This window comes from Luteimonas sp. MC1572 (assembly GCF_016615815.1).
Lineage (GTDB): Bacteria > Pseudomonadota > Gammaproteobacteria > Xanthomonadales > Xanthomonadaceae > Luteimonas.
Map to the genome: position 1 here is coordinate 1,702,698 of NZ_CP067112.1, position 13,381 is coordinate 1,716,078.

A 13,381-nucleotide genomic window follows, 5' to 3' on the forward strand; every position below is an offset into this window, starting at 1 on the left:
TCGCCACAGCCGCGGCGGCGTCGCAGTCTAGACTTGCCGTCATGACCGAATTCATCCCCCCCGGCACGCGCTGGATCGACCTGCCTTCGCCCTTCGCCATCAAGCGCGGCGGCGCGCTGGTGTCGGGCCGCGTCGCCTATGAGACCTGGGGCCAGCTGGACCCGGCGCGCGGCAACGCCGTGCTCATCCTGACCGGACTGTCGCCGGACGCCCATGCCGCGGCCAGTGAAGCCGATCCTTCTCCCGGCTGGTGGGAAGCGATGGTGGGTCCGGGCAAGGCGATCGACACCGACCGCTGGTACGTGGTGTGCGTCAACACGCTGGGCAGCTGCAAGGGTTCGAGCGGCCCGGCATCGATCGACCCCGCGACCGGCGCGCCCTGGCGCCTTGCATTCCCGGAGCTGTCGATCGAGGACATCGCCGACGCCGCCGCACACGTGGTGCGCGCGCTCGGCATTGCGAAACTCGCCTGCGTAATCGGCAACTCGATGGGCGGCATGTCTGCGCTGGCGCTGCTGGCGCGCCACTCCGGCATCGCGCGCAGCCACGTCAACATTTCGGGCGCGGCGCGCGCATTGCCGTTCTCGATCGCCATCCGCTCCCTGCAGCGTGAAGCGATCCGCCTTGATCCGAACTGGAACAACGGCGACTACGACGAGGCGCACTATCCCGAAAGCGGCATGCGCATGGCGCGCAAGCTCGGCGTGATCACCTACCGCTCGGCGCTGGAGTGGGACGGACGTTTCGGGCGCGTGCGCCTCGATTCCGACCGCCGCGACGGCGAGGACCCGTTCGGCCTTGAGTTCGAGGTGGAGAGCTATCTCGAAGCCCATGCGCGGCGCTTCGTGCGCAACTTCGATCCCAACTGCTATCTCTATCTCAGCCGCTCGATGGACTGGTTCGACCTGGGCGAGAGCTGTGCCGGCACCACCGAAGCCGGTCTGGCCGCGATCCAGGTGGAGCGTGCCCTGGCGATCGGCGTCGGCACCGACATCCTGTTCCCGCTGCAGCAGCAGGAACAGATCGCCGACGGCCTGCGCGCCGGCGGCGTGCAGGCCGAGTTCCTGGCACTCCCCTCGCCACAGGGCCATGACGCGTTCCTCGTCGATTTCGAGCGCTTTACGCCGGCGGTCGGCGGGTTCCTGGGGGCGCTGTAGCCGCTCCGCGTTGGTGCGATGCAACACAGACGCACCGGCGACCTCGCGGTCGGCGTCGTACACTCGCAGCATGACTGCAACTGCCAACACCATCGCACTCCCGGAACCGGACGTCGCGTTCCCGGGCCGCCAGCGCATGCTCGCCGCCATCGATACGGCCATTGCCCAAGGTGACTGCCACGCGGTCACCGCCGCGCTGCGCACCGCGCTGTGCGCGCTGATCCGCGACCCCGAAGTCAGGCTGCCGGAGTGCGTGCACGCACCTATCACCGGGCACTACGCGCGCCGCGAGCTGTATCGCAGCGCCGAGCACGGCTACAGCGTGGTGGCGATGACCTGGGGCCCGGGCCAGGGCACGCCGATCCACGACCACGCGGGCTGCTGGTGCGTGGAAGGCGTGTGGAACGGCGAGCTCGAGATCACCCAGTACGAGCTGCTCGAACGCGACGGTGACCGCGTCCGCTTCCGCGCCGCCGGCGGCATCCAGGCGGGACCCGGCAGCGCCGGAAGCCTGATCCCGCCGCACGAGTACCACACGATCCGCAACGCCAGCCCCGACGTCGTTGCCGTGTCACTGCATATCTACGAAGCGCCGCTGGAGTGCTGCTCGCGTTTCGAGCCGCAGTCGGGCGAGTGGTATTTGCGCGTCGACAACACCCTGCAGACGGACGCCGCCTGACCGCCGGCGATCGCGACGCTCACAGCGCGCGCGGCGGACGATATACTTCGCGACCGCGCCGGAATGGCGGAATCGGTAGACGCAGCGGACTCAAAATCCGCCGCCCTTAAAAGCGTGTGGGTTCGAGTCCCACTTCCGGCACCAGCGTTGTAGGAAAAATCTGACAGCATTTGCCGTCAAGGGCCGATGCCAGCGCGGCAGCCGTTCTGGGAACCTGAGCGCTCCGGCAGCACAGCGCCCCAACGGACGGGGACGCCGCCATTCATGGATGATCGGCCACGACCAGGATCAGGTCGTGGTGCTGGGCCGGTAACCGCTCCCCGCTTCCGGGTGACTGCCATGACGCGGATCCTGCTCAACGTGGAGCCAGCCGACGATGCCGGCTGGGACGTCAGCTGTCACCGCCTCCTGCTTGACCACCACACATCGCCGGACGATGCCGTCCGCGCTGCCTCCGATCATGCCTATCGCCGCTACGTCGTCACCGGCACGCCGACGGGCGTCGCGCTGGCGTTGGGTGAAGGTGAATCCGTGATGGTCCAGGCCAACGGCTGACCGTCTCGCGCTTGACGCCGCGGCCACGCGGTCGCGCCGCGGCTACCATTGCGGCATGTGCCTGATCGCCCTCGCCTGGCGCCATCATCCGCGCCACCTGCTGGCCATCGCCGCCAATCGCGACGAGTTCCACGCGCGTCCGACGGCCGCGGCGGCGATGGATCCGGACGCGCCATCGGTCTACGGCGGCCGCGACCTGGTGCAGGGAGGCGGGTGGCTGCAGGTGTCCGCGCATGGCCGCCTGGCCGCCGTCACCAACGTCCGCGACGGACACGCCGATTCGATGCCCGCACCGCGCTCGCGCGGCTGGCTGGTGCGCGACTTCGTGCGCGGCAACGACAGCGCCCATGCGTTCGCCACAGCGCAGGCGGGCGGAGCCGACTACGGACCGTTCAACGGGGTGTTCTGCGACGGCGAGGCGCTCATCCATGCCAGCAACCGGCCGCGCCAGCCGCCCGCGACTGTGTCGCCGGGCGTGCATGCGATGTCCAATGGCGCGTTCGACGCCCCTTGGCCGAAGAGCACGTTGGCCACCCGCGCGCTGGCCGCGTGGCTGGACTCGCCGTTGGCACTGGCCGACCCCATGGCATCGCCGGAGTCGCTGGATCCGCTTTTCCTCGCGCTTGCCGATGAATCCCGCGCGCCGGACGCCGCGCTGCCCGACACCGGTGTCGGCCTGGAACTGGAGCGGGCGCTGTCGCCGCCGTTCGTGCGCGGCCCGCGCTATGGCACGCGCTGCAGCAGCGTGGTCCTGTTCGGCGAAGCACGGATCGTGTTCGCCGAGCGTCGCTACGGACCAGACGGCGTGCAGGCCGGCCACGGCATCACGCTGATTCCGCGCGTGCCGGAACGCTGAAAGAACCTGGACACGCTGTCAGGGCGAACTCGCCCTGCAGCGCAGAGGCGCGTCGTTCTCGAGTCCCTGCTCCCAGCCATTCGGGCGACGCAGCGCGATCGTGTCGTTGATGCAGGCGCGATCCGAACCTTCGCGCATCGACGTGATCGGGCCTGGCAGCAGCACCACGTCGCCGCCCTGCGCGGCACCGACCGCGACCAGCGCGGCTTCTGCTTCGTCCGCCGTCGCGACGACATCTCCATCCGGATCGCCGCTGGCCACGACGGCGACAGGCGCGGCATGGATGTCTGAAGGTCCGGGCGCGAACACCGTCTTCAACGCGAACTGCACTGCGCCGGCCAGCAGCATGCCCACCGCTACGGCCAGCATGACCGGCAGGAAGAACGACCAGGGGGCGGCATCGTCACGCAGGCTGGTTGGACGCATGTGCTTGGGCTCCGGTTTCGCGAGAGACTAGCGCCTTTCCCGACGACGGGCAGCTGCCCGCCACTGAAGATCGATGCCCAATGCCTCCATGCGCGTGAACCGCGCTGCGATTGTCGTGACCGCGCTCTGTCTGCTGGCCGCCTGCTCACCGCAACCGGCAGCGCCCGTGTCCGCACCCCTGTCTGCGGATTTCAGCTGCCAGGCCGGTGCATGGCGCAACGACGCCGGCGCAGTGTTCGTGCTGTCACCGGTGGAAGGCGGCCTGCGTTATCGCCTGATGGACGGGCGCACCGGCAGGTTCAACATCGGCCGCCAGGCGCTCGGCGACATGTTGGAGGCGTCGGAGGGCTGGCGCGAAGGTGGCCCCGTCGCCGCCACCGCGGTGTTCGAGCCCTGCCGCAGGGGCCGCATGCAGGTCGCGTTCGGCAACGAGCCCGCGTCCACCGCCACGCGCATGCCACAGGAGGTTCGCGAGGTCCGGTTCCGCAGCAACGGGATCGAATTGCGCGGGCGCCTCGTGCTGCCCCTGCCCACCCGTTCGCCGCTGCCGCTGGCGGTGCTGGTGCATGGCTCGGAGTCGTGGTCGGCGGTGGACATGCAGGCGTTGCAGTACCTGCTGCCGGCGCAGGGCGTGGCGACGTTCGTGTACGACAAGCGCGGCACGGGCGCGTCGCAGGGGAGCTACACGCAGGACTTCGAGGTGCTGGCCGATGACGCGGTCGCGGCGCTCGCCGAGGCGCGGCGCATGGCCGGCAGCAAGTTCTCGCATGCCGGCTTCGTCGGCGGCAGCCAGGCCGGCTGGGTGGCGCCGCTGGCGGCATCGCGCGGCAAGTCCGACTACGTGGTGGCGCTGTACGGGCTGGCCGAAAGTCCGCTCGCCGAGGACCGCGAAGAGGTGATGGCCATGCTGCGCGCGCGCGGTCATGGCGACGACGTGCTGCGCAAGGCGCGCGAACTCACCGACGCCACCGGCGAGATCATGGCGTCCGGCTTCACGCGCGGCTTCGACCAGCTGGCGGCGGTGCGCGAGCGCTACGCAGGCGAGGCCTGGCTGGACGACGTGGAGGGCGAGTTCAGCGGCGAACTGCTGCGGATCCCGGCCTGGCTGCCGCAATGGATGGTGCGCAGCATGGCGCGGGGCCGCGACGTGGGCACGCCATGGCACCACGACCCGCTGCCGGTGCTGGCTGGGCTCGACGTGCCGCAGCTGTGGGTACTTGCAGGCGAAGATCGCGTAGCGCCTCCGGCGAACACGCTCGCGCGGCTCCAGGAACTGCAGGCACAACAGCGACCGATCGACATCGTGCTCTACCCGGGCACCGACCACGGAATCTACGAATTCACCGACGTCGACGGCGAGCGCGTCGATCTGCGCAACCCGGACGGATACCACGCGCTGGTTGCGGGATGGATCCACGGCCTGCGGCTGCCGGACGTGCAGACGGCAGCCCGCATCAGTCCGCGCCGCGGCGTCACGACGCCGCAAAAATGAAAGGCCCAGTCTGTCGGGTTTCCCCGGCGGGCTGAGCCTTCCGTTGCCGAAGCGATTGCGTCCGGCTTGCGCCTTCCGCTTTTTCTTCGACGCGAGCAGGGTATCGCGGCGCGTGTTACGCGGACGTCAATCGCGTCGACCGTTGGTCCGAACGCCCGGCCAAGGCCACCATCCGCGACCGGTCTGCGCGTAGCGGTCCGCCGCCCGTTCGAAGCGATTGCGCACGCTGATCCCGCCGCACAGGAAATACAGAGGAAGGAACAGGACGCCAAGCACCATGTACTGCAGCACGTGGGCTCGCTCGTGGTCGGCGAGCGCGATGGACGGTTCCTCGCACAGTCCCGCGCGGTGCGCGTACGTGTGGCAGGCGCAGTCGAGCGTGTCGCCGGTGTGCAGGATGACGTTGCCGAGCGTCAACGCGCCACCGGGACCCCAGGGCACGCGATCGAATACCAGTGCGAGGTCGCGCGGTCGCAGTGACAGGCGCGCGCCGAATGGCAGTGCCGCAAGCCCCGTGATGGCGCCGGCGAGCGTGTACGGCAGCGCCCACGCGATGCCGAGCGCATGCGCCAGCGGGCGCAGCGCCCGCGCCACGTTCAATCGTCCTCGGGCAGCAGCAGCCACAGGATCAGGTAGACCAGGATGCCGGGGAACGCGATCGACGCCGCCGACACCAGCACGTAGATCACCCGCAGCAGCGTCGAGTTCCATCCGAAGCGGCGCGCAATGCCGCCGATGACACCGGCAAGCACGCGGTCGTCGCGCGAACGGCTGAGGGTGGGACGGGAGCTCATCGTTCGCTCAGCCAGCTGTGGATAGCGTCCGGCACCAGTTTCTGGGCTCGCCCGGAGACGTAGATGCCGATATGCCCACCGCGGAACGACAGTTCCGAATAGTCGTTGGTACCGACCAGGCCACCCAGCGGCCGCGATGCCGACGGAGGCACCAGGTGGTCCTGCTCGGCGTAGATGTTGAGCACCGGCATTTCCACCATGCCCAGGTGCACCTCGCGGTCACCGATGACGATGCCGCCATTGACGAATCCGTTGCCCTGGTAGTACTGCTTGATGAACTGGCGGAACGCCTCCCCGGCCTGGTCGGGCGAGTCGAAGATCCACTTCTCCATGCGCAGGAAATCCTCCAGCGCCGCCTTGTCGTCGAGGATGTCCGCCAGGCCCACGTACTTCTGCACGAACAGCCGCCAGGGCTTGAGCGTCAGGTAGCACAGGTTCATCATGTCGGCAGGCACGTTGCCGAGCGTGTCGACGAACAGGTCCACGTCGATGCCGCGCGTCCAGTTGCCCAGCATGTTGTCGTCGGTGTGGAAATCCACCGGCGTCACCATGGTGATCAGGTTGCGCACCTTGGCGGGATTGAGTGCGGCATAGCTCAGCGAGAACGCCCCGCCCTGGCAGATGCCGAGGAGGTTGATGGCATCCAGGCCGTGCGTGGCGCGCAGGTGGTCAACCGCGCCGCCGATGAAGCGCTCGATGTAGTCCTCGAGGGTGAGGAACCGGTCCGAACGGTCCGGATAACCCCAGTCGATGATGTAGACGTCTTCGCCGCGCGCGAGCAACTGGCGCACCAGCGACTTGTCGTCCTGCAGGTCGACCATGTACGGGCGGTTGACCAGCGCATAGGCGATCAGCAGCGGCACCCGCGCGGTCGGTGCCTGTGCGCCGATGAAGCGGTACAGCACGACCTTGCCGTCGCGCCACACTTCCTGCCGTGGCGTTGCGCCGAAGTCGACGTCATCGACGTTGCGCAGTGTCTGCAGTCCCGCGCCCAGCTTCTGGTGCAGGCGCGCGAACTCGGCAGCCAGGCCGGCCGGGGTGATATCGAGCGGACCATGCATGTCAGCGCTTCCTCTTGGCCGGCGACTTGCCGCCGCGTGGAGACAACGGCCGCGGCGCCTGCGGGATCGCGTTCGCGATCATGCTGCCGAAGGCTTCCGCCTTCGAGCGCGATGCCCTGGGGGCGGCCGCGCGCGACACGCGCGCTCCGGCGGTAGCAGGCTTCGCCGCGGACTTCTTCACAGCCTTCTTCACAGCCTTCTTCACAGCCTTCTTCACAGCCTTCTTCACAGCCTTCTTCACGGTCTTCTTTGGAGCGCTCTTCTTTACCGCGCTCTTCGCAACTTTCGTCGCTTTCCCGGTGGCCTTCCTGGCAACGTGGCTCGCCGCGTCCTTCGCCGCGCCCGTGCCCGCAGGCTTCGACGCACGGACAGGCTTCGCGGTCCCGCTTGCCTTCGCCACAGGCCGGGCAGCCGGTTCCAGTGGCGCGCCTGCGTGCGGGCGTGGCGCGGTCGCGGGTGCGCGATCGCCCTGCCCCTGCGCCACGGCATCACGCAGCTTGCGGACCTCGCGCTCGAGCTGGGCGAGCTTGCGGTGCGCGCCGTCGAGCTCACTGCGCGTCGGCATCCCGACCTGGGCGCACGCGTCCTCGACAGCACGCTGCACGCAGGCGCGCAGGCGCATCTGCGCGTTCACCATCTCGCCGTAGACCTCCCGGAACTCGGGCGAAAGGGCGATGCGCGCATAGGCCTCCTCGGCGGCATCGATCCAGGTGTCGAACAGCGCACGCGCCGACTGGATCTGCCGACCCGGCTCCTGGTGGGCTTCGAGCCGCGCTTCGAAGATCTCGTAGGCCTCCTGGGACGCCTTCATCATCAGCGCGTTGTAGGCGGCGTTCGCGTGCTGGTATTCGAGATGCGCGCGGAGCAGCTCCTGCTGGCGCTCCTGCTGCTCGCGTGCAAAACCGAAGGTGGGCATGCGCAGCAGTGCGCCAGCCTCGCTGCGCATCGAATGCAGCCACGGCGAGGCGTCTTCGACCCACTGGTCCAACCCCTGCATGCCATGGCCGCGCATGGTGCGCAGCATCTCGGGGAACGGGTTCTCACCGGCCGCTCCCAGCGCTTCCTTCCATGCCCGCGCGACATCAGCGGCGCTGGCATCCTGCCCGGCAAACCGGCTGGCGACCTGCTGCATCTGCCCATACCACTGCCGTGCCTGCGTGTTGAATCGCTCGACCGCGTCGTCGACCTGGCCGCGCCCGCCATGGGCGACGCGCGACCACCAGTCGATCGCTTCGTGCAGACCGTGCGCGCCGGGGACATTCGGCGCGCCGCCCATGCCACCCATGCCACCCATGCCGGGAATGCCGCCGAGACCCGGAAAACCGGCCATGCCCGGCATGCCGTTCAACCCCGCAAACCCGGACATTCCGGGCATGCCGGCCAACCCCGCTGCATCCGACATGCCGGGCATGCCGCCCGCGGGCGACGCAGCGCCGCGCAGCGCCTCGCCCCATGCGGCCCAATAGCGGCGCGACAGCGCCTCGAGATCGTCCTGCTGGTTCACCGGCATCGCCCGCTTCCGTCGTGTCGCCCGATCATAGCAACCGCCGGCGACCGCGCCAGCGTGATCAGGGCTTCGGAATGCGCAGCGTCTTGCTGATCATCAGCGAGCCCGACAGCGCATACACCAGCACCAGCGGATGCAGCTGCCAGGGGCCGAGCTGCACGCTTCCGAACCACAGCGCATCGCCAATCGCACCCTGCCAGGCGGCCACCGCCAGCAGCAGCACGATCACCACGCTGCTCGGGATCGGCGTGCCCTCGAAATACTTCACCTTGTCGCCGCCGTCGGCCAGCGTCTCCGCGGTGACGTTGTAGCGCGCCAGGCGGCTCACGCCACAGGCGACGAACCAGCTCAGCACCACCCAGTCCCAGCCGCCCTGCAGCCCGCAGGCATAGGCGAGCGCGGCCGGCGCGACGCCGAACGAAATGACGTCGGCGAGCGAGTCGAGTTCGCGGCCGAGCGTCGACGACACCTTGCGCCAGCGGGCGATGCGGCCGTCCAGCGCGTCGAAGACGAACGCCAGCGGGATCAGCGCCATGCCCAGCATCAGGTCGCGGATGCCGCCTTCGGCCGCGCCCTCCTGCAGGTAGCGCATGGCCGCGAAGATCGCGCCGGTGCCGCAGATGGCGTTGGCGAGGGTGAACCAGTCCGCGAGATGGAAGTCGCGGAGCATCGAGAAATGGCGCTGGCGTGGCATGGGCGTTCCGTGCACTGCGGGACCTCCAGCATGCCAAATCCGGCCAGCGCCGTCGCGGCGCGGCCCTCAGCGCGGGATCGCGAGGTGCGCCGCCTCCAGCGCGGTGCCCGACGGGCGCACGCGGGTCTCGATGTCGGCGTCCGCGGGCAGCGCAGCGCCGCTGTCGAGATGCGCGCTGACGCGATCCAGCGCGGCATACACGTACGGCAGCAGCGGCAGGTAGCGCGAGCCGTAATCGGGCAGCATCAGGAAGGCGTCGAAGTGCTGCGCGTTGCGCACCTGCCAGAAGCGCACGTCGCGACCCGCCGCGCGCGCATTGGCGACGTAGGGCGCGCTGCTGAACGCCATCGGGATCAGGCCGTCGTCGGCGCCGTGCACCACGATCACCGGAAGCCCTGCGCGCGGCGGCGCGGCGCGCGTCGCGGCAATGCCGTCGCGGACGCGGACCGCGTCTTCGCCATCACCCGTCCACAGCGCGCGCAGGCACTGCAGGCCTGCGAGCGTCAGGTCGGGCGGCGCGATGCCGGCATCGACCAGCCCCACGCCCGCACCCGGCGGGATGCCGCTGGCATCCGACCACCAGGCCGCGCGCTCGGCGGCGGTCGCGGCGCGCGGCACCATGTCCGTGCCCTGCGCGGAGAAGCTGAAGCCGCACGGGCCCTCGCCCACGCCATGGCGGCCGTAGGCGGACGCATAGGTCGCCGCCACGGCGCGCCACAGGTCGAAGCCGGCCGACAGCGCGCCGGCGCGCAGGGCGGCGTCGGTCCAGCCGGCGCCGCGCATCGTGTCGTATGCCGATCGCGCCTGCGCAGCCGTGTCGTCGCCCGTCACCAATCCCGCCGCCTTCAGCGATGCGCAGCGTGCGGTCCAGAACGGCGCCACCTGCGCCGTCACCGGCGGCTGCGGCAGGTCCTGCATGTGCAGCAGCGCGCAGGGCATCAACAGCGCCGCTTCGGTGGTGTAGTCGTAGAGCGCGCGGCTGCCCGCGCCGCTGGAATAGACGCTCGGCTCGCCCGCCACCACCGCGTCAAGCCAGTCGCCTTCCAGCTCGGCCGCGCGCAGCACCGCGCCGCCGCCGTTGGAGATGCCGACCGCGATCACGCGCGTGTTGGCGAAGGTGAACGGTGCCGCCGCCGGCAGCGCCTCGTCGAGCGCGTGCAGAGCGAACTCGGCCGCCTGCTTCACGTGCAGGCCCCAGTCGGCCTCGGGGTTGTCCTTGGAATGCGCATGCTTGAACGCAACGCCGGATGCGCCTTCCGCCGCCTCCGGCACGAACGCCAGGTCGTCGGCCTCGCCCGCGCCCGACACGCGGCCGTCGGCCGTGGCGCCCGCGCGCGCGTCGAGGTCGAAGTAGTCGCTGCCGGCGCCCTTGTCGGTGTAGGCCACCGCGCAGCCCTTCGGCAGCCCCCAGGCGCCCGCTACGGAAATCGAGCCGTAGATACCGCGCGAGCCGGACGACGCGGTCACCACCACGCAGCGCTTCGCCGCGTCGAACGCGTCCGGCACCTGCACCAGCACGCGGTGCGGGTGCGCTGCGCCCGGCACGCGCGCATAGGCCGAGAACTCGCGGCCGGGAACGCTGGCCACGCTGCCGTACAGGCTGCCGTAGCCGCCTGCGGGCGTCAGGTCGGCGATGCCGCGCCAGCTGCTCCAGATCGCGCGGCGGCGCAGTTCCCCGGCGGTCGGGGCCACGGCGTCGGCAAACGCCGGCGGCACCATCAGGCGCAGGCTGTCGAGCCCGAGCCCGGCGCTCAGGAGATCGTCGCCATCGCGGTGCGTGGTGTTGCGCGGATGATCGAACATGGTCTTCTCCGTGGCCGCCATGCGTTCGGCGCCGGACGCGCAGCCGGCAAGGATCGCCGCAAGCGCGAGCGAACCCGCGCCGTACACGATGATGCGCGAAGCGACGCGCCGGGAAACAGCAATGGGCTTGCGCACGGGCGCGATCCTTGGAGGAAAAAGGGGCATGCCGCACCGTAGCAGCCGCGCGCGCCGGCGGCATCGTACCTTTGTACGCCGCGGCGGCAGGAGCGGATTTGCTAACTTGGCCGCCTTGCCCCTCCGCGATGCCACCCCATGACCGACACCTTCCTCTCCGGCCGCACCGCCCTGGTGACAGGCAGCACCTCCGGCATCGGGCTCGGCATCGCGCAGGCCCTGGCGGCCGCGGGTGCACGCGTCGCGATCAACGGCCTCGGCGACCAGGCGCAGGTGGATGCGGCACTCGCTGCGGTGCGCGACGCCGGCGCGGCGGACGTCCGCCATTTCAACGCCGACCTGCGCGACCCTGCCGCGATCGAAACCATGATGGCGGAGATCGATGCATGGTCGCCGCTCGACGTGCTGGTCAACAACGCCGGAATCCAGCACGCGGTGCCGCTGGCAGAAATGCCGGTCGGCAAGTGGGACGACATCATCGCCATCAACCTCAGCGCGACCTTCCACACCATGCGCCTGGCGATGCCGGGCATGGCCGCGCGCGGCTTCGGCCGGGTCATCAACGTCGCGTCGGTGCATGGCCTGGTGGGTTCGGTGAACAAGGCACCGTACGTCGCGAGCAAGCACGGCGTGCTCGGCCTGGGGAAGGTGGCGGCGCTTGAATATGCCGCGGCCGGCAGCCGCGACAGCGGCGGCGTGACCGTCAATGCCATCTGCCCCGGCTGGGTGGAGACGCCGCTGATCGAGCCGCAGATCGAAGCGCGCCGCGACGGCGGCAGCCGCGACGACGGCGTGCGCGCGCTGCTCGCGGAGAAGCAGCCGAGCCTGCGCATGACCCTGCCCGCGGAGATCGGCGCACTCGCCACCTGGCTGTGCCGCCGCGAGGCGCACAACGTCACCGGCGCCGCATTCCCGGTCGACGGCGGCTGGTCGGCGCAGTAGCCCGCCGAGCGCAACGGACGCGCACCACCATGCCCACCCTGCTGATCGCCGACGACCACCCGCTGTTCCGCGCCGCGCTGCGCGGCGCCGCGCGCGAGGCTGCCGACGGCATCGAGACGCTCGAGTCCGGCACGCTCGACGAGACCATCGCCGCCCTCGAGGCGCGCGCCGACATCGACCTGGTGCTGCTCGACCTGCACATGCCCGGCAACCACGGGCTTGCCGGCCTGGCCGCGATCCGCGCGCAGTTCCCGGCGGTCGCCGTGGTGCTGGTGTCGGCCAACGAGGACCCGCACGTCGTGCGCCGCGCGATCGACCACGGCGCCGCCGGCTACATCCCCAAGAGCGCGGGCCTGGACGAGATGCGCGAGGCCATCGCCACCGTGCTGGCCTGCGAGGAATGGCTGCCGCCCGCGCTGCGCGGCGCCGTGGCGCGCGCACATTCCGCGCCGCGCGATGCCGATCTCGCCGCGCGCCTTGCCAGCCTCACGCCGCAGCAGTTCCGCGTGCTGGTGCTGGTCGCCGAAGGCCTGCTCAACAAGCAGATCGCCGACCGCCTGGACGTGCAGGAGCGCACCGTGAAGGCGCACCTGTCGGCGATCTTCGACAAGCTCGGCGCACGCAACCGCACCCAGGCCGGCGTGATCCTGCGCGAACTGGAACTCAGCGACCCGTCGCGCCAGGTGCAGGACGACGGCTGAAGGCCGGCGGCGACCCGCCTAGATCCGCGACACCGCCCACGACACCATCTTGCCGTCGCGATACGGCATCACGCCGTGGAACGCGCGCGGGTCGGCGTCGAACACCAGCGGCAGGAACTGGCGGTCGCCATCCCACAGCGGCAGTTCGAGGATGCGCTCGACATCGATCCACTCCAGCGTGCCCTCCGGGTTCGACACCAGCGGCGTTCCGGTGAATCCGGTAATCAGGAACACGAAACCGAACCAGTCCTCGCCCTGCTTGCCGAATCCCGGCCAGCTGATTGTGCCGCGCAGCTGCAGGTCGCTGCAGTCGATGCCCGCCTCTTCCATGATCTCGCGGCGCATGCCGGCCACCACGTCCTCGTCGGCTTCGAGCTTGCCGCCCAGGCCGTTGTACTTGCCCAGGTGCTGGTCGTCGTCGCGCGCATTGCGGTGCACCAGCAACACCTGGCGACGGTCGGGCGAAAGGATGTAGCCGAGGGTGGCAAGGATGGGGGTATAGGGCATTTCTTGATCGCGCGGAAATTTCGACAATTGTAAGGCGTCGCCAACGGCGGGCCGTGACGCACGCGCCGCGTG

Annotated in this window: 15 protein-coding genes and 1 tRNA gene; 8 read left to right on the forward strand and 8 right to left on the reverse strand. The window is 70.0% G+C overall.

From position 1 onward, the window contains the following. The first annotated feature begins 41 nt into the window (after nucleotides 1-41). The 5 genes from JGR64_RS07665 to JGR64_RS07685 all read left to right on the forward strand — a co-directional run bounded on the left by JGR64_RS07665 (nucleotide 42) and on the right by JGR64_RS07685 (nucleotide 3,247). The gene (locus JGR64_RS07665; RefSeq protein ID WP_199372785.1) at nucleotides 42-1,157 is read left to right on the forward strand and encodes a homoserine O-acetyltransferase; all 1,116 of its coding nucleotides are present in this window, start codon (nucleotides 42-44) and stop codon (nucleotides 1,155-1,157) included. Nucleotides 1,158-1,227: 70 nt separating this feature from the next. Next, nucleotides 1,228-1,836 (forward strand): cysteine dioxygenase family protein, encoded by a 609-nt coding sequence (locus JGR64_RS07670; RefSeq protein ID WP_199372786.1) that lies wholly within the window; start codon nucleotides 1,228-1,230, stop codon nucleotides 1,834-1,836. Between the two features lie 57 nt (nucleotides 1,837-1,893). After that, nucleotides 1,894-1,980, forward strand: a tRNA-Leu gene (locus tag JGR64_RS07675). A gap of 195 nt (nucleotides 1,981-2,175) precedes the next feature. Continuing rightward, nucleotides 2,176-2,391, forward strand: coding sequence for a hypothetical protein (locus JGR64_RS07680; RefSeq protein WP_199372787.1), 216 nt, complete (start codon nucleotides 2,176-2,178; stop codon nucleotides 2,389-2,391). A 55-nt stretch (nucleotides 2,392-2,446) separates the two neighbouring features. Continuing rightward, the gene (locus tag JGR64_RS07685) at nucleotides 2,447-3,247 is read left to right on the forward strand and encodes an NRDE family protein (RefSeq protein WP_199372788.1); all 801 of its coding nucleotides are present in this window, start codon (nucleotides 2,447-2,449) and stop codon (nucleotides 3,245-3,247) included. A gap of 18 nt (nucleotides 3,248-3,265) precedes the next feature. Here JGR64_RS07685 and JGR64_RS07690 read toward each other — a convergent pair whose 3' ends face one another. Further along, nucleotides 3,266-3,673 carry a hypothetical protein gene (locus tag JGR64_RS07690; RefSeq protein ID WP_199372789.1) on the reverse strand — a complete coding sequence of 136 codons (408 nt, stop codon included), beginning with the start codon at nucleotides 3,671-3,673 and terminating at the stop codon, nucleotides 3,266-3,268. A gap of 166 nt (nucleotides 3,674-3,839) precedes the next feature. Between JGR64_RS07690 and JGR64_RS07695 the strand changes: the two genes are divergently transcribed. Continuing rightward, on the forward strand, nucleotides 3,840-5,165 hold the full coding sequence (locus JGR64_RS07695) for an alpha/beta hydrolase (protein WP_199372790.1): 1,326 nt from the start codon (nucleotides 3,840-3,842) through the stop codon (nucleotides 5,163-5,165). Between the two features lie 126 nt (nucleotides 5,166-5,291). On the opposite strand, the gene JGR64_RS07700 is transcribed toward JGR64_RS07695, so the two are convergent. From JGR64_RS07700 to JGR64_RS07725, 6 genes are all read right to left on the reverse strand, one after another. Further along, nucleotides 5,292-5,759, reverse strand: a complete 468-nt coding sequence (locus tag JGR64_RS07700; protein ID WP_234446931.1) for a hypothetical protein — start codon at nucleotides 5,757-5,759, stop codon at nucleotides 5,292-5,294. 2 nt (nucleotides 5,760-5,761) lie between these two features. Continuing rightward, nucleotides 5,762-5,959, reverse strand: a complete 198-nt coding sequence (locus JGR64_RS07705) for a PspC domain-containing protein (protein WP_199372792.1) — start codon at nucleotides 5,957-5,959, stop codon at nucleotides 5,762-5,764. Beyond that, on the reverse strand, nucleotides 5,956-7,020 hold the full coding sequence (locus JGR64_RS07710; RefSeq protein ID WP_199372793.1) for a class III poly(R)-hydroxyalkanoic acid synthase subunit PhaC: 1,065 nt from the start codon (nucleotides 7,018-7,020) through the stop codon (nucleotides 5,956-5,958). The genes JGR64_RS07705 and JGR64_RS07710 overlap by 4 nt, the downstream gene beginning before the upstream one ends. Before the next feature lies 1 nt (nucleotide 7,021). Beyond that, entirely contained in the window at nucleotides 7,022-8,395 is a 1,374-nt protein-coding gene (phaE, locus tag JGR64_RS07715) for a class III poly(R)-hydroxyalkanoic acid synthase subunit PhaE (protein WP_233348114.1), read from the reverse strand. Nucleotides 8,396-8,588: 193 nt separating this feature from the next. Continuing rightward, nucleotides 8,589-9,221, reverse strand: coding sequence for a phosphatidylcholine/phosphatidylserine synthase (locus tag JGR64_RS07720; RefSeq protein ID WP_199372795.1), 633 nt, complete (start codon nucleotides 9,219-9,221; stop codon nucleotides 8,589-8,591). Nucleotides 9,222-9,287: 66 nt separating this feature from the next. Beyond that, nucleotides 9,288-11,159, reverse strand: coding sequence for a D-(-)-3-hydroxybutyrate oligomer hydrolase (locus tag JGR64_RS07725; protein WP_234446932.1), 1,872 nt, complete (start codon nucleotides 11,157-11,159; stop codon nucleotides 9,288-9,290). Nucleotides 11,160-11,297: 138 nt separating this feature from the next. Between JGR64_RS07725 and JGR64_RS07730 the strand changes: the two genes are divergently transcribed. Together JGR64_RS07730 and JGR64_RS07735 are read left to right on the forward strand one after the other, a co-directional pair. After that, a complete protein-coding gene (locus JGR64_RS07730) occupies nucleotides 11,298-12,101 on the forward strand; it encodes a 3-hydroxybutyrate dehydrogenase (protein WP_199372796.1) in 804 nt (267 codons plus the stop codon). Between the two features lie 29 nt (nucleotides 12,102-12,130). Further along, complete coding sequence (locus JGR64_RS07735) at nucleotides 12,131-12,802, forward strand: response regulator transcription factor (protein WP_199372797.1); 672 nt, start codon at nucleotides 12,131-12,133, stop codon at nucleotides 12,800-12,802. Between the two features lie 18 nt (nucleotides 12,803-12,820). Here JGR64_RS07735 and JGR64_RS07740 read toward each other — a convergent pair whose 3' ends face one another. After that, complete coding sequence (locus JGR64_RS07740; protein ID WP_199372798.1) at nucleotides 12,821-13,309, reverse strand: 8-oxo-dGTP diphosphatase; 489 nt, start codon at nucleotides 13,307-13,309, stop codon at nucleotides 12,821-12,823. Nucleotides 13,310-13,381: the final 72 nt, after the last annotated feature.

Excerpts from the sequence above, each read along its gene's own strand:
- JGR64_RS07665 (WP_199372785.1), top strand. The coding sequence starts at position 42 with ATGACCGAATTCATCCCCCCCGGCACGCGCTGGATCGACCTGCCTTCG.
- JGR64_RS07670 (WP_199372786.1), top strand. The coding sequence starts at position 1,228 with ATGACTGCAACTGCCAACACCATCGCACTCCCGGAACCGGACGTCGCG.
- JGR64_RS07680 (WP_199372787.1), top strand. The coding sequence starts at position 2,176 with ATGACGCGGATCCTGCTCAACGTGGAGCCAGCCGACGATGCCGGCTGG.
- JGR64_RS07685 (WP_199372788.1), top strand. The coding sequence starts at position 2,447 with ATGTGCCTGATCGCCCTCGCCTGGCGCCATCATCCGCGCCACCTGCTG.
- JGR64_RS07690 (WP_199372789.1), bottom strand. The coding sequence starts at position 3,673 with ATGCGTCCAACCAGCCTGCGTGACGATGCCGCCCCCTGGTCGTTCTTC.
- JGR64_RS07705 (WP_199372792.1), bottom strand. The coding sequence starts at position 5,959 with ATGAGCTCCCGTCCCACCCTCAGCCGTTCGCGCGACGACCGCGTGCTT.
- JGR64_RS07710 (WP_199372793.1), bottom strand. The coding sequence starts at position 7,020 with ATGCATGGTCCGCTCGATATCACCCCGGCCGGCCTGGCTGCCGAGTTC.
- phaE (WP_233348114.1), bottom strand. The coding sequence starts at position 8,395 with ATGCCCGGAATGTCCGGGTTTGCGGGGTTGAACGGCATGCCGGGCATG.
- JGR64_RS07720 (WP_199372795.1), bottom strand. The coding sequence starts at position 9,221 with ATGCCACGCCAGCGCCATTTCTCGATGCTCCGCGACTTCCATCTCGCG.
- JGR64_RS07730 (WP_199372796.1), top strand. The coding sequence starts at position 11,298 with ATGACCGACACCTTCCTCTCCGGCCGCACCGCCCTGGTGACAGGCAGC.
- JGR64_RS07735 (WP_199372797.1), top strand. The coding sequence starts at position 12,131 with ATGCCCACCCTGCTGATCGCCGACGACCACCCGCTGTTCCGCGCCGCG.
- JGR64_RS07740 (WP_199372798.1), bottom strand. The coding sequence starts at position 13,309 with ATGCCCTATACCCCCATCCTTGCCACCCTCGGCTACATCCTTTCGCCC.